Source organism: Variovorax sp. GW821-FHT09D05, from assembly GCF_059416325.1.
In genome coordinates this window covers 200001-222917 of record NZ_JBWKOZ010000003.1, presented here as the reverse complement: position 1 = coordinate 222917, position 22917 = coordinate 200001, and the positions used below count along the sequence as shown (strand labels likewise).

The 22917-nt window shown below is 68.4% G+C and carries 25 protein-coding genes; 10 read left to right on the top strand and 15 right to left on the bottom strand.

What is annotated here, in order from left to right; genetic code table 11:
- Window positions 1-66: 66 nt before the first annotated feature.
- From cls to AC07O3_RS08965, 4 genes are read left to right on the top strand one after another with little or no spacing between them, the layout of a single operon-like run.
- Complete coding sequence (cls, locus tag AC07O3_RS08980; protein ID WP_495339124.1) at window positions 67-1512, top strand: cardiolipin synthase; 1446 nt, start codon at window positions 67-69, stop codon at window positions 1510-1512.
- Window positions 1513-2952, top strand: coding sequence for an exodeoxyribonuclease I (sbcB, locus tag AC07O3_RS08975; protein ID WP_093056969.1), 1440 nt, complete (start codon window positions 1513-1515; stop codon window positions 2950-2952).
- Window positions 2953-2964: 12 nt separating this feature from the next.
- Window positions 2965-3699 carry a CatB-related O-acetyltransferase gene (locus AC07O3_RS08970; RefSeq protein WP_495339123.1) on the top strand — a complete coding sequence of 245 codons (735 nt, stop codon included), beginning with the start codon at window positions 2965-2967 and terminating at the stop codon, window positions 3697-3699.
- Window positions 3700-3720: 21 nt separating this feature from the next.
- Window positions 3721-4167 (top strand): DUF3574 domain-containing protein, encoded by a 447-nt coding sequence (locus tag AC07O3_RS08965; protein WP_495339122.1) that lies wholly within the window; start codon window positions 3721-3723, stop codon window positions 4165-4167.
- A gap of 11 nt (window positions 4168-4178) precedes the next feature.
- On the opposite strand, the gene AC07O3_RS08960 is transcribed toward AC07O3_RS08965, so the two are convergent.
- Entirely contained in the window at window positions 4179-4589 is a 411-nt protein-coding gene (locus AC07O3_RS08960; protein ID WP_093056967.1) for a GFA family protein, read from the bottom strand.
- A 114-nt stretch (window positions 4590-4703) separates the two neighbouring features.
- Between AC07O3_RS08960 and AC07O3_RS08955 the strand changes: the two genes are divergently transcribed.
- Window positions 4704-5555: an NAD-dependent protein deacetylase gene (locus tag AC07O3_RS08955; RefSeq protein ID WP_495339121.1), complete on the top strand. Its 852-nt coding sequence runs from the start codon at window positions 4704-4706 to the stop codon at window positions 5553-5555.
- Here AC07O3_RS08955 and AC07O3_RS08950 read toward each other — a convergent pair.
- Genes AC07O3_RS08950 through AC07O3_RS08935 form a run of 4 tightly spaced genes read right to left on the bottom strand, consistent with a single transcriptional unit; the run spans window position 5552 to window position 8040 of the window.
- Window positions 5552-6427 (bottom strand): alpha/beta hydrolase, encoded by an 876-nt coding sequence (locus AC07O3_RS08950; RefSeq protein ID WP_093056965.1) that lies wholly within the window; start codon window positions 6425-6427, stop codon window positions 5552-5554. The two genes, AC07O3_RS08955 and AC07O3_RS08950, sit on opposite strands and share 4 nt — an antisense overlap.
- A complete protein-coding gene (locus AC07O3_RS08945) occupies window positions 6424-7284 on the bottom strand; it encodes a sterol desaturase family protein (RefSeq protein ID WP_495339120.1) in 861 nt (286 codons plus the stop codon). Before AC07O3_RS08945 ends, AC07O3_RS08950 begins: the two co-directional genes overlap by 4 nt.
- 1 nt (window position 7285) lies before the next feature.
- Window positions 7286-7576, bottom strand: coding sequence for an EF-hand domain-containing protein (locus AC07O3_RS08940; protein WP_307615126.1), 291 nt, complete (start codon window positions 7574-7576; stop codon window positions 7286-7288).
- Window positions 7577-7593: 17 nt separating this feature from the next.
- Window positions 7594-8040: a hypothetical protein gene (locus AC07O3_RS08935; protein ID WP_093173298.1), complete on the bottom strand. Its 447-nt coding sequence runs from the start codon at window positions 8038-8040 to the stop codon at window positions 7594-7596.
- Window positions 8041-8234: 194 nt separating this feature from the next.
- Here AC07O3_RS08935 and ompR point away from each other — a divergent pair, with 194 nt between their 5' ends.
- Window positions 8235-8957, top strand: coding sequence for an osmolarity response regulator transcription factor OmpR (ompR, locus tag AC07O3_RS08930; RefSeq protein ID WP_093073933.1), 723 nt, complete (start codon window positions 8235-8237; stop codon window positions 8955-8957).
- The gene (locus AC07O3_RS08925) at window positions 8954-10258 is read left to right on the top strand and encodes an ATP-binding protein (RefSeq protein ID WP_495339119.1); all 1305 of its coding nucleotides are present in this window, start codon (window positions 8954-8956) and stop codon (window positions 10256-10258) included. The genes ompR and AC07O3_RS08925 overlap by 4 nt, the downstream gene beginning before the upstream one ends.
- Window positions 10259-10267: 9 nt before the next feature.
- Here the strand turns inward: AC07O3_RS08925 and AC07O3_RS08920 are convergent, their stop codons facing one another.
- The 10 genes from AC07O3_RS08920 to AC07O3_RS08875 all read right to left on the bottom strand — a co-directional run bounded on the left by AC07O3_RS08920 (window position 10268) and on the right by AC07O3_RS08875 (window position 21113).
- Complete coding sequence (locus AC07O3_RS08920; protein WP_495339118.1) at window positions 10268-11554, bottom strand: amidohydrolase family protein; 1287 nt, start codon at window positions 11552-11554, stop codon at window positions 10268-10270.
- 63 nt (window positions 11555-11617) lie between these two features.
- Window positions 11618-12085, bottom strand: coding sequence for a hypothetical protein (locus AC07O3_RS08915; RefSeq protein ID WP_371258767.1), 468 nt, complete (start codon window positions 12083-12085; stop codon window positions 11618-11620).
- Entirely contained in the window at window positions 12085-13008 is a 924-nt protein-coding gene (locus AC07O3_RS08910; protein WP_495339117.1) for an ABC transporter permease, read from the bottom strand. Before AC07O3_RS08910 ends, AC07O3_RS08915 begins: the two co-directional genes overlap by 1 nt.
- Window positions 13005-14069 (bottom strand): ABC transporter permease, encoded by a 1065-nt coding sequence (locus AC07O3_RS08905; RefSeq protein ID WP_440534406.1) that lies wholly within the window; start codon window positions 14067-14069, stop codon window positions 13005-13007. Before AC07O3_RS08905 ends, AC07O3_RS08910 begins: the two co-directional genes overlap by 4 nt.
- Window positions 14069-15700, bottom strand: a complete 1632-nt coding sequence (locus tag AC07O3_RS08900; protein WP_495339116.1) for an ABC transporter ATP-binding protein — start codon at window positions 15698-15700, stop codon at window positions 14069-14071. Before AC07O3_RS08900 ends, AC07O3_RS08905 begins: the two co-directional genes overlap by 1 nt.
- Window positions 15697-16644 (bottom strand): 5'-methylthioadenosine/S-adenosylhomocysteine nucleosidase, encoded by a 948-nt coding sequence (locus AC07O3_RS08895; RefSeq protein WP_495339115.1) that lies wholly within the window; start codon window positions 16642-16644, stop codon window positions 15697-15699. The genes AC07O3_RS08900 and AC07O3_RS08895 overlap by 4 nt, the downstream gene beginning before the upstream one ends.
- Window positions 16645-16652: 8 nt before the next feature.
- Window positions 16653-17654 carry a BMP family protein gene (locus AC07O3_RS08890; RefSeq protein ID WP_093056956.1) on the bottom strand — a complete coding sequence of 334 codons (1002 nt, stop codon included), beginning with the start codon at window positions 17652-17654 and terminating at the stop codon, window positions 16653-16655.
- Between the two features lie 79 nt (window positions 17655-17733).
- Complete coding sequence (gene upp / locus AC07O3_RS08885) at window positions 17734-18363, bottom strand: uracil phosphoribosyltransferase (RefSeq protein WP_007837874.1); 630 nt, start codon at window positions 18361-18363, stop codon at window positions 17734-17736.
- Window positions 18364-18399: 36 nt separating this feature from the next.
- A complete protein-coding gene (locus AC07O3_RS08880) occupies window positions 18400-19806 on the bottom strand; it encodes a URC4/urg3 family protein (protein WP_495339114.1) in 1407 nt (468 codons plus the stop codon).
- Window positions 19803-21113, bottom strand: coding sequence for a GTP cyclohydrolase II (locus tag AC07O3_RS08875; RefSeq protein ID WP_093056954.1), 1311 nt, complete (start codon window positions 21111-21113; stop codon window positions 19803-19805). The genes AC07O3_RS08880 and AC07O3_RS08875 overlap by 4 nt, the downstream gene beginning before the upstream one ends.
- Before the next feature lie 155 nt (window positions 21114-21268).
- Between AC07O3_RS08875 and AC07O3_RS08870 the strand changes: the two genes are divergently transcribed.
- The 3 genes from AC07O3_RS08870 to AC07O3_RS08860 all read left to right on the top strand — a co-directional run bounded on the left by AC07O3_RS08870 (window position 21269) and on the right by AC07O3_RS08860 (window position 22914).
- Window positions 21269-21604 carry a hypothetical protein gene (locus tag AC07O3_RS08870; RefSeq protein WP_495339113.1) on the top strand — a complete coding sequence of 112 codons (336 nt, stop codon included), beginning with the start codon at window positions 21269-21271 and terminating at the stop codon, window positions 21602-21604.
- 81 nt (window positions 21605-21685) lie between these two features.
- Window positions 21686-22276 carry a sigma-70 family RNA polymerase sigma factor gene (locus tag AC07O3_RS08865; RefSeq protein WP_093056952.1) on the top strand — a complete coding sequence of 197 codons (591 nt, stop codon included), beginning with the start codon at window positions 21686-21688 and terminating at the stop codon, window positions 22274-22276.
- The gene (locus AC07O3_RS08860; RefSeq protein WP_093073951.1) at window positions 22273-22914 is read left to right on the top strand and encodes an NrsF family protein; all 642 of its coding nucleotides are present in this window, start codon (window positions 22273-22275) and stop codon (window positions 22912-22914) included. The genes AC07O3_RS08865 and AC07O3_RS08860 overlap by 4 nt, the downstream gene beginning before the upstream one ends.
- Window positions 22915-22917 lie beyond the last annotated feature (3 nt).

The following is a 22917-nucleotide window of genomic DNA, read 5'->3' as shown; positions in this document are numbered from 1 at the left end:
AAGGCCGGTAGCATCACGCTGCCGGCCTTTTTCTTTGGGCCGCCGAAATCACGAAGCCTCCTCGCCTTGATCCTCCCCGAACTCAGCCACGAATGGAAAACCGGCCTCTCTCTGGCGTGGAGCGGCTACATCGCGGTGTTGTCGATCTGGATCGTGATGCAGAAGCGCGCGCCGGTGTCCACGATGAGCTGGATCCTGTCGCTGGCGCTGCTGCCGTTCGCGGGCTTCGTCATCTACTACTTCCTCGGGCCGCAGCGCCTGCGAAAACAGCGGCTCAAGCGCCTGCGCAGCCGCGCCGGCGCCTCCGCCCAGGCCGACGTTGCGCGGTTGCGCGATGCGGCACAGAACGCCCCACCGGCGCTGCAGCAGATGGCCAAACTGGGCACCGCGACCTGTGGGCTGCCAGTGTCGAGCGCTGTTGATGTCGAGTTGCTCTCGGGCGGCGCGCGCACTTTCGACGCAATCTTCGAGGCCGTGCGCGCCGCGCAGAACCACATCCACCTCGAGTACTACATCTTCGAGCCTGACAAGATCGGCACCGCCTTGCGCGACCTGCTGATCGAGCGCGCGAAGCAGGGCGTGACGGTGCGGCTGCTGATCGACGCACTGGGCTCCAAGCGCATCGGCCGCAATTTCATGGCGCCGATGCTCGAGGCGGGCGTGAAGGTCGCGCTGTTCCACGACACCAAGATCGGCCGCCGCCTGCGCCCGGTGACCAACTACCGCACACACCGCAAGATCGTTGTGTGCGATGGTCGCATCGGCTTCACGGGCGGCGTGAACATCACCGACGAGGAAGACAAGCGCACCAACCACAACGCCTACCACGACGTGCACCTGCGCATCGAGGGCAGCGCGGTGCGCTGGCTGCAGACCACCTTCCTCGAAGACTGGACCTATGCCACCGGCGAAGACCCGCGCGGCATGGACGACACCCTGAATGCCATGCTGCCGCAGCTGGAAGCCGGCGACATCCCGGTGCAGATCGTCACCAGCGGCCCCGACAACGCGATGGAAGCCATCCATCGCATGCACGTCGAGGCCATTCACTCGGCCACGCACCGCGCCTGGCTCACCACACCGTACTTCGTGCCCGGCGAGCCGGCGCTGATGGCGCTCACCAGTGCCGCGCTGCGTGGCGTCGACGTGCGTCTGCTCGTGCCGCGCCGCAGTGATTCGGCCATCGTGAGCGCCGCCGCGCGCTCGTACTTCGACGAGCTCATCGCCGCCGGCGTGAAGGTCTGGGAGTACAAGGCGCGCATGCTGCATTCCAAGACCTTGGTGGTCGACGACCATTGCGCGATGATCGGCACCGCGAATTTCGACAACCGCAGCTTCCGCCTCAACTTCGAGGTGTGCGCGGTGGTTTATGGTCCGGAACTGGCCCGGCCGCTGTCGGCGCAGTTCGAGACCGACCTGCAGAGTTCCGGCGCGGTGCGCGGCAACCGGCACCAGAGTTTCTGGCGCCGCCTCGGCGACGCCATTGCGCGCTTGTTTTCACCCTTGCTCTGAATGAACCACACCTTTCTCTGGCACGACTACGAAACCTTCGGCGCAGTGCCGCGTCGCGATCGTCCCTCTCAGTTCGCCGCCATCCGCACCGACGCCGAGCTCAACGAAGTCGGCGAGCCGCTGATGATTTATTGCAAGCCCGCGCCGGACTACCTGCCCAGCCCCGAGGCCTGCCTGATCACCGGCATCACGCCGCAGGTGTGCCTGGAGCGCGGCATCCCCGAGCATGAATTCGCCGCGCACATCGAGCGCGCCTTCTCGCAGCCCGGCACCATCGGCGTCGGCTACAACACCATCCGCTTCGATGACGAGGTCACGCGCTTCCTGTTCTGGCGCAACCTGATCGACCCCTATGCGCGCGAATGGCAGAACGACTGCGGCCGCTGGGACCTGCTCGACGTGGTGCGCCTGACGTACGCGCTGCGCCCCGACGGCATCGAGTGGCCGAAGAAGGAAGACGGCAAGCCCAGCTTCAAGCTCGAAGACCTGGCGCGTGCCAACGGCCTGCTGCACGAGTCGGCGCACGATGCGCTTTCCGACGTGCGCGCCACCATCGCACTGGCACGCCTGATCCGCGACAAGCAGCCCAAGCTGTTCGACTTCGCATTCGGCCTGCACAAGAAGGACCGTGTCGCCAGCGAACTCGGCCTGCCCGCGATGCGCGAAACCGCGAAGCCCTTCCTGCACGTCTCGGGCATGTTCCCGGTCGAGCGCGGCTGCCTGGCCGTGATGTGGCCGCTGGCCAGCCATCCGACCAACAAGAACGAGCTGCTCGCCTGGGACCTTGCGTATGACCCGAGCGAGCTGCGCGACATCGACGTCGACACGCTGCGGCTGCGCCTGTTCACCCGCACGGCCGACCTGCCCGAAGGCGTGGTGCGCCTGCCCGTGAAGGGCGTGCACCTGAACAAGTCGCCGATGGTGGTCGGCAACCTGCGCACGCTGGCGCCGGCCATGGCCGAGCGCTGGGGCGTCGACCTCGACACGGCTATGCGCCACGCCGCCATCGCACGCGACCTGCCCGACATGAGCGCCATCTGGTCGCAGGTGTATGCCCGGCCAAAGGAGGCAACGCCCGACGTCGACGAAGACCTCTACGGCGGCTTCGTCGGCAACGCCGACCGCCGACGGCTGAACCAGCTGCGCGGCCTGTCGCCCGAGGAGCTGGCCAAAGACCGCACCGGCTTCGACGACGGACGGCTCGACGAGATCCTGTTCCGCTACCGCGCACGCAACTGGCCCGAACTGCTCAATGAGGACGAGGCCGAACGCTGGGAAGCCTTGCGCGTGGCGAAGCTCTTCAAGGGCGAGGGCGGGGCGCGCACCATCGAGATGCTGTTCAGCGAGGTCGATGCGCTCTCCGAGAACGCCGACGAGCGTGGCGAGGAAATCCTCGGCGCGCTCTACGAATACGCCGAGGCCATCGCGCCCGAGGCTTGATCCGCGTCGCCCATGAGCCTCTCGATCAACGCCGAACTGTCGAAGGGGCTCGAAAGCTACGGGCTGTTCCTGTCGGAAGGCTCGCTGCTGCCAACGCCATTCCGCTTCGAGACACCGGTGCGCGTGTGGCATGCCGTGCAGATGCACGGCGGGTGTTCGGTGGGCGCGTATTCGAGCATCTCGCCGGGCGCATTGCTCGTCGACGTGCGCATGGGGCGCTATTGCTCGATCGGCGACGGTGTGCAGACCCTGTCGGACCATCCCGCCGGCTGGCTCACGACGCACATGCTGGCCTATGCGCCGAATTTTCCGGAGCCCTACCGGCACCAGTCAGTCGGTCAGTTCCCGTCGCACTCTCCAGTCGTGATCGGCAATGACGTGTGGATTGGCTCGAGGGTGAGCCTCAAGAGCGGCATCACCATCGGCGACGGCGCGGTGATCGGTGCGGGCGCTGTGGTGACCCGCGATGTGGCGCCGTTCACCGTCGTGGGCGGCGTGCCGGCCAGGGTGATCCGCCAACGTTTCCCCGATGCGCTCATCGAACGTATCCAGGCCTGCCCCTGGTGGGACTGGGACTTGCGCACGTTGGCGCTCGATTGGCAGCATCCTGAAAAAGCCCAGTCGACACTGGAGGCCGCCGTTGCAGAAGGTCGTCTGTCGCGCTGGAATCCCGGCTGGCGCCTGCTCGACCACGGTACGCCGCCCGCCGAGGGCCAGCCTGCGCCGCTGGTCTTTCTGCCGGGTTGATCACGCATGGAGGTATTTCGCATGACTACAGGTATGTCGCCCCTTGTCCGCACCGCGCTGGCAGCCGTCGCGATGGCCGCGGCGCTCGCCGGATGCAGCGCCTTGCCATCGGCGCCTGGTGCGGCGAAAGCCTGCGGGAGCAGCTTCGAGACCTTCGAGCGCGACACGCTCTATTTCGGCCGGGCCATTCCCTCGGGCGGCCAGGTGTCGGATGCCGAGTGGACGGGCTTTCTCGACACCACCATGACGCCGGCTTTTCCGCAGGGCCTGACGGTGATCGATGCCGCCGGCCAATGGCGCGGCGTGTCGGGTGACGTGGTGCGCGAGCGCTCCAAGCTGGTGGTGCTGCTGCATCCGCGCAGCGACAAGGACGACGCCGCCATCGCCAGCATCATCGGCACCTATCGCCAGCGCTTCGCCCAAGAGGCGGTGCTGCAGGAGCGGCAATCCGTCTGCGTCCGCTTCTGAGGCTGCCGCGCTCAGGAGGGTTGTCCGTCGATGGCCGGCAGCCCGCTCAGGTCTTCCGACCACGCCAGCGCGGAGCGGCACCAGATCCGGCGACGCGGGGGCAGCAATGCGCGCTGCGCCAGCGCTCCCACGCGCAGCGCATAGCTTGGCGGTGTGTCGCTGTCCGCGGCGGCCCAGATTGGCGAGCCGCAGTTCGCGCAGAAACCGTGTCGTCGCCGCGCGCCGCTGTCTGCCGTCTTCACGTAGGTCTTCGGCGTGCCGGTCAGCAGCCGGAAGCTGGAGGCCGGCACAGGCACCGACACGCGGTAGGCGGAGCCCGACAGCACCTGGCAGTCGCTGCAATTGCACAGCGAAACCTTCTCCGGATCGAGGTCGGCTTCGAAGGTGATCTGGCCGCAGTGGCAGGCGCCTTGTACTTGCATGCGAATTCCTTTTTTCGGGGGAAGCAGGCATCGTAGGAAGAGCGGCCTGCGGGCGCAATGGCTGGCTATTTCCCCGGCCGCGCAGCCTCTGGCGCGGCCACGTATGCTCCCCGGATGGACGCCAATTCCACCGCGCTCGCCGACTTCGCCACCCGCCACCGCAAGCTCTTCGTGCTCACCGGCGCGGGGTGCAGCACCGAATCGGGCATTCCCGACTACCGGGACGTCGAGGGCGAATGGAAGCGCCCGTCGCCCGTCACCTACCAGGCCTTCATGGGCGAGGAGTCCACGCGACAGCGCTACTGGGCGCGCAGCCTGATCGGCTGGCCGACGATGGCCGGCGCCCGTCCGGGTGCGGCGCACCGCGCGCTGGCGCGGCTGGAGGCGGCGGGCCGCGTGGGCTTGCTGCTCACGCAGAACGTCGATGGCTTGCATGAGGCGGCCGGCAGTCGCGGCGCCATCGACCTGCACGGGCGCATCGACACCGTGCGCTGCATGGCCTGCGAGCGGCGCACGCCGCGCGCGGCGCTGCAGCTCGAACTGCGGCAGCGCAATCCGAGTTGGGCCGAACTCGAAGCCCGTGCCGCGCCAGACGGCGACGCCGATCTCCAGGGCCATGATTTCTCCGCCTTCGACGTGCCCGCGTGCACGCACTGCGGTGGCCTGCTCAAGCCCGACGTCGTGTTCTTCGGCGAAAGCGTGCCGAAGGAGCGCGTCACGGCCGCCTTCGCGGCGCTGGAAGAAGCCGACGCGGTGCTCGTGGCCGGTTCGTCGCTGATGGTGTATTCGGGCTTTCGCTTCGTGCAAGCGGCCGCCGCGGCGGGCAAGCCCGTGGCGGCGGTGAACCTGGGGCGCACACGGGCCGATGCGCTGCTCTCGCTGAAGGTCGAACGGCCGGTGGGCGAGGCGCTGGAGGCGCTTGCGCAGCAACTGGCGCCCGAGCCGCAACCGGATCGGATGGCCTAGCGTTCGCCCGGCGCCTTGCGCAGGGATCGGATGAACGCGTCCACCGACGCCGTGTAGGCACCGGGCAGGCCCAGTTCACCGTCGATCTGCGCGTGCGTGAGGTCTTCAGGCACTACCTCCGCGCGGCCACCAATTGCCGCGGCCCGAGTCGCGAACTGATTCGCCTGCGTGCACGAGCCATCGCGCCGCTGGGTCGAGCACACCAGCAGCATCGGTGGTGCACCAGGCGCAAGAGTGTCGGTGGGCGATACGGTGCGCCAGTAGGCGGGGTCGTCGCCGAACACGCGGTCGTAGAAGGGCATATGGCGACGTCGCATCAGTGCCGCAGTGTCCAGCGCCGCGCTGTCGAGTGCCACGGTGCCGAGCCACGGGCGTGCGCCTTGCTGCCGCGCGATGCCGGGCGATGCACTGATCAGCGCAACAAGGTGCGCGCCGGCCGAATGGCCCATGAGCACGAAGCGGCCCGCATCGCCGCCCCACGAAGGCGCGCTTGCCTGCGCAGTGGCGACCGCGCGCGCCACGTCCTGAGCCTGCTGCATCACGTCGACCTGAGGCACGAAGCGGTAGCCCACCGACACCAGGATGAAGCCCTGGTCGCGCACCCAGTGCTCGATCTTCAGGTCGACCACCGAGGCGGCTGCCTTGTTGCCGAACATCCACGCGCCGCCATGGACCATCACGAGCACCGGGGCGTTGCGTGCGTTCGGTGGCAGATAGACGTCCATGCGCTGGCGTGCATCGGGGCCGTAGGGCACGTCGGCAAGCCGTTGCACGCCGGTGGGGGCGACCGGCGCGCCAACTTGCTGTGCCATCGCCGGAAAGAAGAGCAGCATGCCCAGCCAGGCCGCGCAAATCCGCAGCAAATGTGTCATGACGAAGCTCCCGGAGGACCGAAGAGGGTCGAGATTTTCGCGCGCCAGCCGTCGGCCTTCCAGAGGTCGCGGCCCAGGTTCACCCACTCGTGGAAGGCGATGCGCAACGGGTTGTGGGTGCGCAGCGGCGTGGTGAGGCCGTAGAGCAGCGTCACGTCCTTGCGCTCGGCAGCGAAGGTGCCGAACATCCGGTCGAACACGATCAGCACGCCGCCGTAGTTGCGGTCGAGGTATTCCGGGTTCGACGCGTGATGCACCTTGTGGTGCGTCGGCGTGTTCAGTACCCATTCGAGCGGTCCCAGGCGCGGCATCCACGGCGTGTGCAGCCAGAACTGGTAGAGCAGGTTGGCCGCCAGCGTAGCCACCACCGCCAGCGGCGGAAAGCCCAGCCACACCAGCGGCGCGAAGAACAGGGCCGTGCCGGTGAGCTTGCCCGTCCAGCCCAGGCGCAGCGCGGCAGCCAGCGTGAGCTCGTTGGGCGAGTGGTGCACCGCGTGCGTGGCCCAGAACCAGCGCACGCGGTGCGCAGCGCGGTGATACCAGTAGTAGCAGAACTCCTGCCCTACGAAGAGCAGTGCGAAGGCCGCGGGCGTCGACAGTGAAATGGTGTCGACCCGGTGCGCGTGCGCCCAGGCCAGCACCGGCGCGGCAATCGACAGGCCCAGCGCATCGACCGCGCGCCGGCCTACCGCGTCGGCCAGCGAGGCGCCGTAGGCGCGCCAGTCGTAGGCCTGGCGCCGCACAAAACTCTGCACCAGGCCTTCGAGCGTGGCTGCGGCCAGCACGAAGACGAGCAGGCCGGTCAGCCACAGCGCGATGCCCGGCCCCATCGATTCGCGGATCAGGTCGAAGGACATGCTATTTCTGCCGGCTGCTGCGTTGCTGGGTCACGGCATAGGCCTCGATCTGCGCCATCGTCACCGAGCCTGTGTGAGCGCTGTCGATGGCGTCGAAGTTGCGGTAGACCCACGGCATCTTGCCGCGTGCTTCGTCGCGTGTGAGACGGCCATCGACATTGGTGTCGGCGGCGCCGAAGCGCTTGTGCAGCTCGGCGCGCATCTGTTCGGCGCGACCGGCATCGGGCGCCTGGGCGCAGGCGGCGAAGGACACGGCTGCGAGCAGCAGCGGCAGGACGTGGCGGGTTGTCATGGGCACGCTCCCTTGCATCAACGGCAGGAAATGACCGCGCCGGCCGCGCTGTAGCAGGTGGCGCTGTGCGTCAGGCCGGTGGCGCTGTTGTAGCTCGTGCTGCTCTGCACGCTGTTGCCGGTGGCGGCGCTGGTGGCGGTGGTGCTGCGGCTCTGGGTCACGTTGCCCGATGCGTCGCGGCTCGCGCTGCCGCTGCTTTCTGCGCTGCCGCGCGTGCCGGCTGCAGCGAAGCCACTGCGGTGACTGGCCGAGCCGTCGGGGTTGACCGAGGTCGTGCCGGCGCGGGCAGCATAGCCTCCGCCGGGCCCGCGTACCGCGCGCATGTTCGTGGCGGTGGTGCCACCCGCGGCGTTGGGCCGCACGACATGCCGGCTGGCCGCGCCAGCTTGGGTGGCCGTGAAGGCCGCCGCCAGCAGCACGCCGGCCAGCGCGGCGGAAGTGGACAGGGAAAGAACGCGCTTCATGTTCAAGACTCCTTGCGGTGCCGGCTGCGCACCTCGCGAAGCCGTGAGAGCGACTGTGGCCGCGAGATGTGAGCCAGCCATGGCGCAGCGCGGTGCGTTCATGACAATCCGTGAGCGCCCGTCCGGGGCTCTGTCATCGTTTGTCATGAATTCCCGCGCGACCGGGCAAGGCAGCCGCCGTTACGATTCGCCGCATGACCGAAGCGCTGGCCCGCATCCTGATTGCCGACGACGAAGCCGACCTGCGCGCGCTGCTGCAGCGCTACCTCGGCGACCAGGGCTATGCCGTGCGCACCGTCGAGAGCGCCCAGCCGCTCGACAAGCTGCTCGCGCGCGAGCGCTTCGACGTGCTGGTGCTCGATGTCATGATGCCCGGCGAAGACGGCCTGGCTGTGTGCCGCCGGCTGCGCGCACAGGGCGAGACCATTCCCATCCTGATGCTGACTGCGCGCGGCGACCCGGTCGACCGCATCGTCGGTCTCGAGATGGGCGCCGACGACTACCTGCCGAAGCCCTTCAACCCGCGCGAGTTGCTGGCGCGCATCCAGGCGCTGGTGCGGCGCCAGCGCATGCTGGGCGCGCACACCGGGCCGGCGCCGGTGCAGGAAAGCGTGCGCTTCGGCGCCTTCACGCTGCACCTTGGCGAGCGACGCCTCGAGCGCGAGGTGGAGGGCGCGAAAGAAGATATCCCCCTGACCACCGGTGAGTTTTCGCTGCTCCAGGCGCTGGCGCTCAACGCCAACCGGCCGTTGGGCCGCGAGCGCCTGATCGAACTGGCCCACGGCCGCGAGCACGAGGCCACCGACCGCAGCATCGACGTGCAGGTCATGCGCCTGCGCAAGCTCATCGAGGCCGATTCCGCGCAACCGCGCCACATCCGCACGGTCTGGGGCGTGGGTTACCTGTTCGTGCCATGAAGCTCTTTCCGCGCAGCCTGTTCGGGCGCAACGCGCTGCTGCTCGTGCTGCTCATCGCGCTGGGCCAGATCGGCGGCGGGTTGCTGTTGCGCGAGATGGTCATCAAGCCACGGCTCGACCAGATTGCCGAGAGCGTGGCGCGCAACGTGGCAGCCATCCGCGCGGGCATGCTGGCACTGCCGCCGGCCCAGCGGCCGGCATTCGTGGAGGGGTTCAACCAGCAGGCGATGGCCGGCCGTGCCGACAAGGCGCGCGGCCCGCGCGTGCTGCTCACGCCGCTGGAGCGCGGCTTCGTGCGCTCGGTGTCGGCGCGCATCGCGAGCCAGGGCGTGGAGGCCGTGTGGCGCCGCGAGCCCGACGGCGGCCTGGCGCTGCGGCTCACGCTCGATGGAAGCGAGCACTGGGTCGTGATGCCCGGCCTCTTGCCCGCGCGCGAATTCACGGGTGCGCTGGTGGCGGTATCTGTAGGCAGCGCGTTGCTCGCGCTGGCGGGTGCGCTTTGGTTCCAGCGCCGGCTCAACCGGCCGCTGGTGCGCGTGGTGGAGGCCGCGCACACGCTGGCGGCGGGCCGCGAGCCCATGCCGCTGCCCGAAGACGGTCCCACCGAAGTCGCGACCGTGAGCCGCAGCTTCAATCAACTGGTCGGCAGCCTGCGCCAGACCGAGCGCGAGCGCGCCCTGATGTTGGCCGGCATCTCGCACGACCTGCGCACGCCGCTCACCAAGTTGCGCCTGGGCGTGGAAATATTGCGCGACCGCATGGAGCCCGAGCTCGTGAGCAGCATGACGCGCAGCGTGGAAGAAATGGACGCCATCGTCGGCCAGTTCCTCGACTTTGCGCGCGGCGACGGTGACGAGCTGCCGATGCCGACATCGCTCGACGAGATGGCCCGGGCGCTGGGCGCGGCCAGCGCCGACCATGGCCGGCCCATGGCGCTGCAGCTGGGCGGCGCGCCCACGCTGCCGCTGCGTCAGCAGGCCATGCAGCGCGCCATCGGCAACCTGATCGAGAACGCCTGGCGCCACGGCCGGGCGCCGGTCACGCTGTCGACGCGCGTGGTGGGGCAGGAGGCGATTGTCGAAGTCGCCGACCACGGCGACGGCATCGACCCGGTCGAGGCGGATGCTCTCAAGCAGGCGTTCCGCCGTGGCAATGCGGATCGCGGCGGGACGGCAGGTGCGGGGCTCGGCCTGGCCATCGTGCAGCGCATCGCGCAGGCGCATGGCGGTCGGCTCGAACTGGAGACACCCCCGGGCGAGGGCCTGCATGCACGCCTGCGGCTGCCGTTGCCGCCGGGCTGACGGCCTCGTTCAGCCGGCGCGCTTCGGTGCCATCCAGCTCGTTGCGGCGTCGCGTCCCGCGAGGTGCAGGCTCGCCGTGGCGGCAGGCGTTTCGGCCACCAAGCGCCCCTTGCGGAACACCTTGAGCCGTGTGGCGCGCAGGCGGATCGCCTCGACCGGATCGCGCGCCTGCAGCAGCACGAAGCTCGCGTCGCAGCCCGCCTCGATGCCGTAACCCTGCAGGTGCATCACGCGCGCCGCATTCGTCGTCACCGCCTCGAAGCACTGGCGAATGCCGGCCTGGCTGGTCATCTGCGCCACGTGCAGGCCCATGTGCGCCACTTCGAGCATGTCGCCCGAGCCCATGCCGTACCACGGGTCCATCACGCAGTCGTGGCCGAAGGCAACGTTGACGCCGGCGGCCATCAGCTCGGGCACGCGCGTCATGCCGCGGCGCTTGGGGTAGGTGTCGTGGCGGCCCTGCAGCGTGATGTTGATGAGCGGGTTTGCGATGACGGCCACGCCGCTCTGCGCGATCAGCGGCAGCAGCTTGCTCACGTAGTAGTTGTCCATCGAGTGCATCGATGTGCAGTGCGAGCCCGTCACCCGGCCTTGCATGCCGAGGCGCTGCGCCTCGAAGGCCAGCGTCTCGATGTGGCGCGAGAGCGGGTCGTCGGACTCGTCGCAATGCATGTCGACCAGCTTGCCCCGCCCGGCCGCGATTTCGCACAGCAGCTTCACGCTGGCCGCGCCATCGGCCATGGTGCGCTCGAAATGCGGAATGCCGCCGACCACGTCCACGCCCTTGTCGAGCGCGCGCTCCAGGTTCTCGACGCCGCCCGGGGAGCGCAACACGCCGTCCTGCGGGAAGGCGACCAGTTGCAGATCGAGGTAGGGCGCCACCCGGCGCTTGACCTCGAGCAGCGCGTCGACCGCCAGCAGGCTCGGGTCGCTGGTGTCCACATGAGAGCGAACGGCCAGCATTCCCTTTGCCACGGCCCAGTCGCAGTAGGCCAGCGCACGTTCGATCAGCGCGTCGGCCGTGAGCAGCGGCTTCAGCTCGCCCCACAGCGCAATGCCTTCGAGCAGCGTGCCGCTTTCGTTGACGCGCGGCAGGCCATAGCTGAGCGTGGCGTCCATGTGGAAATGCGGGTCGACGAAGTGGGGCGCGAGCAGCAGGCCTTGCGCATCGAGCTTTTCGTGCGCCGGGGCGACGAGGCCTTCGGTCACTTCGGCGATACGGCCGCCCTCGACGGCAATCGACATGCCGGTGCGGCCGTCAGGGAGGGTGGCGTTGGTGATGAGGAGGTCGAGCATCGTGGGACCCTGTGATCGGTTGAACGGTATTTTCGGCCGCTTTGAGCGCCGCCGGAGAGCCGCTCAGCGCGTGTTCTGCGCCCGGTACCGGTATTGCCCCGGCGCAGGCCCGACCTCGATGGTCACGCGGCGCAGCTTCTCGTCGTGCCCCGAGTCGGCCTTGGCCGTCACAACGATGCCGCGCGGCGTGGCGCGGCAGGTGAGGTCGGACAGCGAGATTTCCGCATGGTCGTTGTCGAGCTCGGCGATCGCCACCGTGTGCTCGGCATGCAGGCTGCCGTTGGCGTCGCGCGTCATCCATTGCACGTAGAGGAAGGACTGGGCGTACTGCTCGGCGTGCACCACCCGGTAGGTGCCCTGGTGGTCCTTGCCCCAGGTGCCGCACATCTGCACCCAGGTCACGGCGTCGGCGGTGCTGAAGGCCTCGTAGCCGTAGTTCATGCCAAGTGCATGAGCACCGTTGCCGCCCAGCGCCAGCAGCGCCGCGAGCAGGGCGCCTCGCGCGGCGGTGGCGGTCCGGGTGGTCATCATCAGCGTTCCCCCTTGCGATACGGTTTCATCAGCGCCTGCGGATAGCTCGCCTTGCGTGCCACCAGTACCAGCGCCAGGATCGACAGCAGGTAGGGCAGCATCAGGTAAAGCTGGTAGGGCAGCACGGCGTCGCCGGATTGCTGCAGCCGTAGCTGCAGCGCATCGAAGAAGGCGAACAGCAGCGCGCCCAGCAGCGCCTTGCCCGGCCGCCACGAAGCGAACACTACCAGCGCCACGCAGATCCAACCTCGGCCGTTCACCATGTTGAAGAAGAAGGCATTGAAGGCCGACAGCGTGAGGAACGAGCCCGCCACGCCCATCAGCGCCGAGCCCGCGACGATGGCGCCGGTGCGCGTTGCCGCGACCGACACGCCCTGGCTCTCGGCCGCCTGCGGGTTCTCGCCGACCATGCGCAGCGCGAGGCCGAGCGGCGTGCGGTACAGCACCCAGCCCACCACGGGCACCAGCAGCAGCGCGAACAGCGTGAGCGCGGTCTGCGCATTCAGGATCGGCACCGGCAGCCAGTCCATCGGTGCAAACGGCGTGATGGTCGGCGGCGTGTTCACTTTCGGAAAGCTCACGCGGTAGCCGAAGTAGCTGAGCGCGGTGGCAAGCAGCGTGATGCCCAGCCCCGACACATGCTGCGACAGCGCAAGCCCGACGGTCAGAAAGGCATGCAGCAGCCCGAACACCATGCCTGTGAGCGCAGCCACGCCCACGCCCACCCACAGCGGCGCGCCCGCATACACCGCGAGCCAGCCGGTGAAGGCGCCCGCGACCATGATCCCTTCGATGCCGAGGTTGAGCACGCCCGCGCGCTCGCACAGCAGCACGCCGAGCGTGCCCAGAATCAGCGGCGTGGCGATGCGCAGCACCGCGACCCAGAAGGCGGGGTTGGCGAGGATGTCGAGGAAGTCCGTCATTTCTTCATCCGCACCCGGTATTGCGTCAGCAATGTCGCCACCAGCACCGCAATCAGCGATGCGGCGACGATCACGTCGGCGATGTACGTGGGCACGCCGACCGCGCGGCTCATGGTGTCGGCACCGACCAGCACGCCCGCAACGAACACGGCAGCCGCGATCACGCCCAGCGGATGCAGTCCTGCCAGCATCGCAATCACGATGCCTGTGTAGCCATAGCCCGGCGACATGTCGAGCGTGACGTAGCTCGTGCGGCCCGCCACCTCGATCGCGCCCGCCAGCCCGGCCAGCGCACCCGAGAGCAGCGCCACCATCACCACGGTGCGCGTCACCGGCACGCCAGCGAAGGCCGCGGCGCGTGCATTCGCACCCACGGCACGGATGTCGAAGCCCAGCACCGTGTACTTGAAGACCGCCCACACCATCACCGCGAGCGACACGGCCCATAGCAGCCCGGTGTGCACGCGCGTCTGCGCGATGAGCTTTCCGAGTTCGAGATCGGACTGCAGCGACACGCTCTGTGGCCAGCCCATGGCGCTGGGGTCTTTCATCGGCCCGTCGAGCAGCGCCGACACGCCCAGCAGCACGATGAAGTTGATCAGCAGCGTGGTGACGACTTCGTCCACGCCGAGCTTGTTCTTCATCAGCGCCGGGCCCAGCAGCATCAGCGCACCCGCCACGGCGGCGGCCAGCATCATCAGCGGGAACAGCAGCCACGGCGACAGCTCGAAGCCCGTGCCGCCATGCATGCCGCCCACGGCGACGGCGGCCAGCGCGCCGGCGTAGAGCTGGCCCTCGGCGCCGATGTTGAAGAGCCGCGCCTTGAAAGCGACCGTGGCGGCCAGCCCGGTGAGGATCAGCGGGATCGCGCGGGTCAGCGTCTCGCTCCACGCGAACACCGAGCCGAAGCCGCCCTGCAGCAGCAGCGCGTAGGTGCGGCCGACCGGCGCACCGGCCCACAGCACGAGCAGCGCGCTGACTGCCATGGTGAAGACGACCGCGCCGATGGGCGCAAGCACCAGCGCCGTGCGCGAGGTTTCGTGGCGCCGTTCGAGCCGCATCATGGCGTGGCTCCCTTGGCGTGGGCAGCCGTCGCGCCGGCCATGGCCAGCCCGATGGCTTCGCGTGTCCAGGCCGCGGCCGGGCGGGCTTCGCCCAGATGGCCGCCGTGCATCACGGCCACGCGGTCGCCGAGCGCGAGCACTTCGTCGAGATCGTCGGAAATCACCAGCACCGCCGCGCCAGCGTCGCGCGCGGCAATCAGCTGCTGCTGCACATAGGCCACGGCGCCGATGTCGAGGCCCCAGGTCGGCTGGTGCGCGACGATCAGGCGCGGCGCGCGGTTCGGGTACTTCTTGTTTTCGTCGCCCTTGGCCATTTCGGGCGGCTCGGGCGCCAGCAGGGCGCGGCCCAGAATCAGTTTCTGCATGTTCCCGCCGGAGAGCGAACGGGCCGGCGCCATCAGGCCGGCGCCGCGCACGTCGAATGCCTTTTCGATGCGCCGCGCATGCAGGCGGGCGGCCGCGCGCTTCACGATCCACGACCAGCGCGAGAACACCGGGCTGCGCAGGCGCTCCGACACAGCGTTCTCCCACACCGGCAGGTCGCCGACCACGCCGACGGCATGCCGGTCTTCCGGAATGCGCGCGACACCGCGCTGCACCAGCCGGGCGGGCGAGGGAGGCAAGGCGCGGCCCATCAGCTGAGCCGTGCCAGACGTGGCGCGGCGCGTGCCGCACAGCAGCTCGGCCAGCGCCACCTGCCCGTTGCCGGAAACACCGGCGATGGCGGTGATCTCGCCGGCGCGCAGCGTCAGCGACACCTCGCGCAGCCGGTCTTGCCCGCCGTTCTTGTCTGATGCGGTGCTCACGTGGTCGAGAACGCAGACGGCATCGCCCACCGACTTGGCTGGCCGCCGCTGCGGCGCATCGACCGCATGCCCGACCATCCACAGTGCCAGCTGTGCCTGCGTGGTGTCGGCCGTGCGCGCCTCTGCCACGAGCTTGCCGCCGCGCAGCACTGCGATGCGATGCGATACGCGCAGCACCTCGCCGAGCTTGTGGCTGATGAAGATCACCGACAGCCCCTGTGCCACCATCTGCGCGAGCGTGGCGAACAGTGCCTCGCTTTCCTGTGGCGTCAGCACGGCGGTCGGCTCGTCGAGGATCAGGATGCGCGCGCCGCGATACAGCGCCTTGAGAATTTCCACCCGCTGGCGCTCGCCGACCGACAGGCTGCCGATCTGCGCGTCAGGCTGCACCGGCAACCCGAAGCGCTGGGCCACGTCGAGAAGCCGGGCGCGTGCGGCCGCGCGGCGCGACACCGGCCGCCACAGCGGCTCGGTGCCCATCATCACGTTGTCGAGCACGCTGAGGTTGTCCGCCAGCGTGAAGTGCTGGTGCACCATGCCCACGCCGGCCGCGAGCGCGGCCTTGGGGTTGCCCGGCGGCAGCGGCGCGCCGAAGACTTCGATGCTGCCTTCGTCGGCGACGTAGTGGCCGAACAGAATCGACATCAGCGTCGACTTGCCCGCGCCGTTCTCGCCGAGCAGCGCCAGCACTTCGCCGGCCTGCAGGTCGAGGGAAATGGCGTCGTTGGCGACGAGGCTGCCGAAGCGCTTGGTGATGCCCTGGAGGCGCAGGACGGTGGCGTCGCTTCCTCCCTCCGTGGGAGGGAGAGAAGACTGGGTCACTTCCACGCAGCCAGGAAAGCCAGCATGACCTTGGCGGAGTTGTCCGCCGCGATGCCCATGAAGGTGCCCATCTCGTTCTCGCCGTCGCCGCCGCCTGCGAGGTCGCTGAGCGAGCGGAAGGCGATGTACGGCACGCCGTTGCTGTAGGCGACCATGCCCACGGCCGCGGTTTCCATGTCGAGCACGTTGGCCTGGAAGGTCTTGTAGGTGTATTCGCGGTAGGCCTTGTTGTCCATGAAGGCCTGGCCCGAGACGCCGTTGCCGCCAACTACCAGTTGGGGCTTGCGCGGCAGGCACTTGCCGGCGCTGCAGTTGGCCAGGTCGACGTTGCGGATGCTGCGTGCCACCTCGAGCATCTTCGGATCGGCCTCGAACCAGAACTTGCGCTGGATCTCCGGACGCGCGGCCGAGCGCACCTCCACCGGGCGCGGGAACATCATGCCGAAGTTGGGCAGCGTGGCGTCGGTGATGAAGGGTGGCGCGGCGTACTTGCCGGGCGCGGTTTCGCGCGCCATCAGCACTTCGAGGTACTGGCCCCATTGCGCCGGCACCGTGACGTCGCCCACATGCAGAGACGGATTCACGCCACCCGCGATGCCGCTGAACACGATGTTCGTCACGCGGAAGCGATTGAGCACGAGCTGCGTGTTCATCGTCGCGTTCGTCATGCTGATGCCCGACAGGAACAGCACCACGGGCTTGCCTTCGAGCGTGCCGGTGGTGAACTCCACGCCGTTCACGCTGTGCTTCGCCGGGCCTTGCAGGCGCGTGAGCAACAGCTTGAGCTCGGGCTCGAAGGCCGACAGCACCGCAATGCGCGGCGTGTCGTCGAGGCGCGTGCTGCTGTTGATGCTGACGCCGGTGCCCTTGTAGACGCCGACGCAGCCCGCGAGGCCAAGGGCCAGCACGCCCGCCGCGAGAGGGGAAACCCAGCGGATCTTCATCGGCGCGCTCACTTTGCGGTGGACTTCGGTTGCGCGTCGTCCACCTTCACGGTGAACTTGCCCGAGAGGATGTCAGCCTGCTTGGCTTTCACCTTGGCGACGATGTCGGCAGGCACCTTCTTCTCGAAGGTGCCCAGTGGCGCCAGCTCGGAGCCCTTGTGCTTCATCTGCGCGTACACGCCGTAGTCTTCGGCCGCGAACTTGCCTTCCTTCACGAGCTTGATCGCGCGGTCGGCCGCGGGCTCGAAATTCCACAGGGCCGACGCGACCACCGTGTCTGGGTACTGGCTCTGCGTGTCGATCACGTTGCCGATGGCGAGCTTGCCCTTTTCCTTGGCTGCGTCAGAGACGCCGAAGCGCTCGGCGTACATCACGTCCGCGCCCTTGTCGATCATGGCGAAGGCCGCTTCCTTGGCCTTCGGCGGGTCGAACCAGCTGTTGATGAAGCTCACGCTGAACTCGACCTTCGGATTCGTTTCCTTCGCGCCGGCCATGAACGCGTTCATCAGCCGGTTGACCTCGGGAATCGGGAAGCCGCCGACCATGCCGATGCGATTGCTCTTCGTCATGCCGCCGGCCACCATGCCGCTCAGGTAGGCCGGCTCCTGGATGTAGTTGTCGAACACGCTGAAGTTGGGCGCCTGCGGCTTGAGCGACGAGCCCATCAGGAAGGCGACCTTCGGGAAGTCTTTCGCGACCTTGCGCGCCGCAGCCTCCACGCCGAACACCTCGCCCAGGATCAGCTGGTTGCCGGCCGTGGCGTACTCGCGCATCACGCGTTCGTAGTCGGCGTTGCTGACGTTCTCGGTAGCCTTGTATTCGATCTCGCCGCGAGCCTCGGCCGCTTTCAATGCCTTGTGGATGCGACCCACCCATTGCTGCTCGAACGGCACGGTGTACACCGCCGCCACCTTCAGCTTGGCCTGCGCGAGCGCAAGGCCGGGCGCGCCGGCCGCAAGTGCTGCGGCAATGGCGACGGAACGGATGATCAACTGGCGGCGTGCTGTCACGGTGCTTCTCCTCGAGGTATGGAAATCTTCTTGTCGCTGCCGGGGGCAGCGCGGCGCCCTTCAATCGGACGCCGGGGCGTTACTTGGTGCCGAAGATGCGATCGCCTGCGTCGCCCAGACCCGGCAGGATGTAGCCGTGGCTGTTCAACTCGCGGTCGATCGCGGCGGTGTAGATCGGCACATCCGGGTGGGCCTTCTGCATCGTCGCCACGCCTTCGGGGCAGGTCAGCAGGCAGACGAACTTGATCGACTTGGGGTTGAGCTCCTTCAGGCGCTCGACCGCGGCCACGGCCGAGTTGCCGGTGGCCAGCATCGGGTCGACCACGATCACGTCGCGGTTCTCCATCTCGCCGGGCATCTTGAAGTAGTACTCGACAGCCGTCAGCGTCTTCGGGTCGCGGTACAGGCCGATGTGGCCGACGCGGGCGCCGGGCACCACTGTCAGCATGCCGTCCAGGATGCCGGTGCCGGCGCGAAGAATGGATACCAGCACCAGCTTCTTGCCGTCGATGACCTTGGCCTGCATGGTCTCGAGCGGGGTTTCGACCTCGATGTCCTGCATCGGCATGTCGCGCGTGACCTCGTAGGCCATCAGCATGCTGATTTCGTTGAGGAGCCGGCGGAAGCTGTTGGTGGACGCATCCTTGCGGCGCATCAGCGTGAGCTTGTGCTGGACGAGGGGGTGGTTGACGAGGTGGACGTTGCTCATTGGATTTTTTCTATCGTTGCTGCTGAACCCGGGAGTCTAAAAGACGGTGCCGTCGCTCTCGATCAGCAGAGGCGGAGCACCGTCACGCAAGCGTTGTGCCAGCGCCCGGCCCGCGGCCCAGGTGCCGCCTTCGAGCACGCAGGCCAGCGGGAGCTCTTCCTCGGTGCGGTCGAGCACCTTGCGCACGCGCGGCGCCACTTCGTCGAGCAGCGCCACGGTGAGCGCGCGCCATTCGACGATGAATTCGTCACTGGCCTTCCAGCGGCGGGTGAGAAACGCCGGGTCCTTCGGCACGATCACCCCGCTGTCGATCAGCAGGCCGCCGTTGCGGTACTCGGGCAGGGCGGTGAGCGCGTCGAGGTGGCGCACCTTCACGCCGGCCCATTCGAAGGGTTCGAGCAGCGAATAGGTGAGCCACTGCGAGAGCTTGTGAAACGGCATCCAGCCGTTAGTGAGGCCGGGGCCGCGCACCGCGCTGTGGCGCCAGCAGTCGCCCAGCGCCAGCGCCGGGTCGCCGGAGCCGATGCCGCCCGCGCTGTCGCTGCCGTCGGCCGCGATGCTGTCGACGGCATTGGCCGAGGGCCAGATGCGCGACAGTGTTTCGAGCAGCAGCGAGAGGATCTGGTGCGCGGTGATCTCCGCAGTGGGCGGCGCGGCCGGGCCGTAGGGGCCGACCAGCGCGTCGAACAGGCCCCCGGGCCGGCCGTCGTCGCCGAAGGTCTCGGGCTGCTCGCTCATGGCTTCTCCGAGCCGGCGCAGCAGTGTGGTGCGGCCCGCCAGGCCGACCAGCGGATTCACCTCGCTGACCTGGAAGGCGTCGCCGAGCCGGTCGGTGACCAGGCCGCGCAGGCCGGCCGCATCGGCCTGGTAGGGATGGTTTGGGTCGGACGAGAAAAGCCCGCTCATGAACGCGTGGTAGCTCGCCACGCCCAGCCCTTCGGAACGCGTGAAGCGCTCGCCGGTGGCCGATTCGATGTAGTGCCAGTCGGGGCCGGCGCCGGCGTCGAGCAGCACGCTCACCAGCACCAGGTCGATGTGGGCCCGGGCGCGCTGGCGGGCGTCGCATTCGCCCAGCAATGCGTCGAGTTCTTCAAGGCGATTGACGCCGCCGGCCTCGAAATGGCGCCAGCGGCTGTGGTACGGGATGGTGTCCCACGGATAGCGCTCGCGCGTGACCTCGGCGACGGTGCGCGCCGCGTCTTCGAGCGTGTTGTCGCTTCCGATGCGGAACCACTGCGATTCGCCCCGGCGCGCGCGTGCCAGCAGGGCGCCCGCGCGCTGGCGGATGGCGGCGGTGGTGCGCAGCAGGCTGGCCGCGCCGGCCGGGTGCGCGGTGTCGGCAGTGAATTCGATGGACGGATCGACCTTGCCCGCGCCGCCCGGCGGCAGGCTGCCGGAACCGTCGACGGGCATGTTCTTGTCGTCGCTGTTGCGGTTGCTCATTCGCTCAATCCCCGGCCCTTGGCCTTCTTCAGTTCCTCGGCGTCCGGCACCGGGCCGGGCGTGAAATAGCCGGCGGCCATCTTGGCGTCCATCTCGACGCGGGCGTCGGCCGGAATCAGCGCGTCGGGAATGTTCACGCGTTCGCCGATCTCGATGCCCGAGCCGGTGATCGCGTCGAACTTCATGTTGCTCATCGACACGAGCCGATGGATCTTCTTGATGCCCAGCCAGTGGAAGACGTCGGGCATCAGCTCCTGGAAGCGCATGTCCTGCACGCCGGCCACGCATTCGGTGCGCGCGAAATACTGGTCGGCCGTGTCGCCGCCCACCTGGCGCTTGCGCGCGTTGTAGACCAGGAACTTGGTGACTTCGCCGAGCGCTCGGCCTTCCTTGCGCGAATAGGCGATGAGGCCGACGCCGCCGCGCTGCGCGCCCTGGATGCACTCCTCGATGGCGTGCGTGAGGTAGGGCCGGCAGGTGCAGATGTCGGAGCCGAACACGTCCGAGCCGTTGCACTCGTCGTGGATGCGCGCGGTGAGCTCGACTTCGGGGTTGGCCAGGTCGCGCGGGTTGCCGAAGATGTAGAGCGTTTGCCCGCCGATGGGCGGCAGGAACACTTCGAGGTCGGAGCGCGTGACCAGCTCGGGATACATGCCGCCGGTTTCCTCGAAGAGCGTGCGGCGCAGGTCGGTCTCGGAGCAGCCGAAGCGGCGCGCCACCTCGGGCAGGTACCACACGGGTTCGATGGCGGCCTTGGTCACCATCGCGGCGCCGCCGGTGGTGAGGAAATGGCCGTCGGCCTTCAGGCGGCCGCTTTGCAGCGCCTCGATGACCTCGGGCAGGATCACATGCGCCTTGGTGATCGCGATGGTCGGGCGGATGTCGTAGCCCGCCGCCAGCTCGGTGGAGAACACATCCGCCACCAGCGCGCCCCACGGGTCCAGCGACACGATGCGCCCCGGCTCGCTCCACTGCGGATAGGGCCCGATCACGTCGGTGGGCGCGGTGTTGGTGAGGTCGGCCTTGTGCTCGCGCTTGAGCGCCCCGGCCGCCACTGCCAGCGCGCGGTACACGCTGTAGGAGCCGCTGTGCGTGCCGATCACGTTGCGATGCGCCCGCTTGGTGGTGGTGCCGACTACCGGTCCGCGCTCGGTTGCAGTGGCCGCGCCCCAGTGAATGGGCAGCGCGCCGAAGCCGCCGGCGTGCGAAGTCAGCCGGATGTGGCCGGTCGACGACGAGGGATGGAGTGGGGGGAGGGGCGTGACACCGCCCGGGGTGGAAGGGATCGTTGTGCTGTCTGCAGACATTGGTAGCCCTCAAAAAATGCAATGTACCGATCACTTGTGCGGCTGGCAAGCGAGGGCGCGCCCTTGGTTGCAGCGCGCTTCGACGGTCCGCGGATGTTGAACAACAATGCGCGTGGACGGACCGCACCCACAACATCTTTTGCTGGAGGAAATCAATGCGCACGCTTCTCTGTGTATTTCTCGCCTTGAGCCTGTCTGCCTGCGACAAGGCCACCGAAGGCTTCTCGCAGGGCTTCGATTCGGCCTTCAAAACCAACTTCAGGACGAGCTTCATCGACAGCTGCGTCAAGAGCGCCGGATCGCGCGGGAACAAATCGCAGGAGGAGCTCACCAAGCTGTGCACCTGCGCGGCCGATGGCGTCATGAAGGACGCCACCGTGTCGGATCTGCAGGACGTGGACAAGATCAGGAGCAAGAGCGGCCCGATCATCGAGCAGTGCGTGAAGGAGGCCGTCGGCCTCGTGGTGGATACGCCGGCGCGGGCGTCTTGAGGCTCCGGCCCGGGGCCTGGCCGCCGCTCGCGGCACAATCCACCGGAACTTTTTTCGACAAGGCTGTAACCAGCCAGCCCGATGGAACGAAACACCGTAGGCAGCAGGACGAACCCGAGCGACGCGGAAGCGGCGCTGCGCAGCCTGTTCCTTCGCGGCCTCGACGGTGACGCGAAGGCCTACCGCGACTTCCTGCAGCGACTCAGCGCGCACCTGCGCGCCTTTCTGGGCAAGCGCCTTTTTGGCTGGCCCGATGAAGTGGAAGACCTCGTCCAGGAATGCCTGCTCGCCATGCACAACCAGCGCCACACCTACCAGAGCGACCAGCCGCTGACGGCCTGGGTGCATGCCATTGCGCGCTACAAGATGATTGACCTGCTGCGCGCCAAGTCGGTCCGCGAAGACCTGCATGACCCGCTGGACGACGACCTGGCTGTGTTCGCCGAATCGGCCGAAGAGGCCAGCGATGCGAAGCGCGACCTCGGCGGCCTGCTCGAAACCCTGCCCGAGCGCCAGCGGTTGCCGATCGTGCACGTGAAGATCGAAGGCCTGTCGGTGGCCGAGACCGCCAGCCTGACGGGCATGTCGGAGTCGGCGGTCAAGGTCGGCATTCACAGGGGGCTCAAGGCGCTGGCGGCCCGGTTCGGCAACAGCTGGGGAGGTGCGGCATGAAGACCGACGATCTGGTCGCGATGCTGGCAAGCGGCGAGGTGGCCGTGCCGCGCCGCCGCGCCAGCCGACGCATCTGGCTGGCGGTGCTGCTGGGTTTGCCGTTCTCGTTCTTGATCCTGTTCGGCGAGTACGGCATGCGGCGCGACATCGTGCAGGCCATGTTCTGGCCGATGTTCTGGGTCAAGGTACTGTTTCCGTTGTGCATCGCAGCGGCTGGCTTCGTGGCCGTGGAGCGGCTTGCGCGGCCGGGCGTCGAGCCGCGGCGCACCTGGGTGGGCGCGGTGCTGCCCGTGCTCGCGGTGTGGGTGCTGGCGGTGATCGCCTGGTTCACCGTGCCGGCAGAGGAGCGCATGCCCTCGCTGATGGGGCAGTCATGGCGCGTCTGCGCACTGAGCATCGGGCTGATGGCGCTGCCGGTGTTCGCGGCCACGATGGTGGCGCTCAAGGGAATGGCGCCCACGCGGCCGGCGCTGGCCGGGGCTGCGGCAGGGGCGCTTGCCGGGGGCATTGGCGCGGCGGTCTACGCGCTGCACTGCATGGAGCTGACCGCGCCGTTCCTTGCGGTCTGGTATGTGAGCGGGATCGCTGTGCCGGTGCTGGTTGGTGCCGTGCTCGGGCCACGCCTGCTGCGCTGGTAGCGC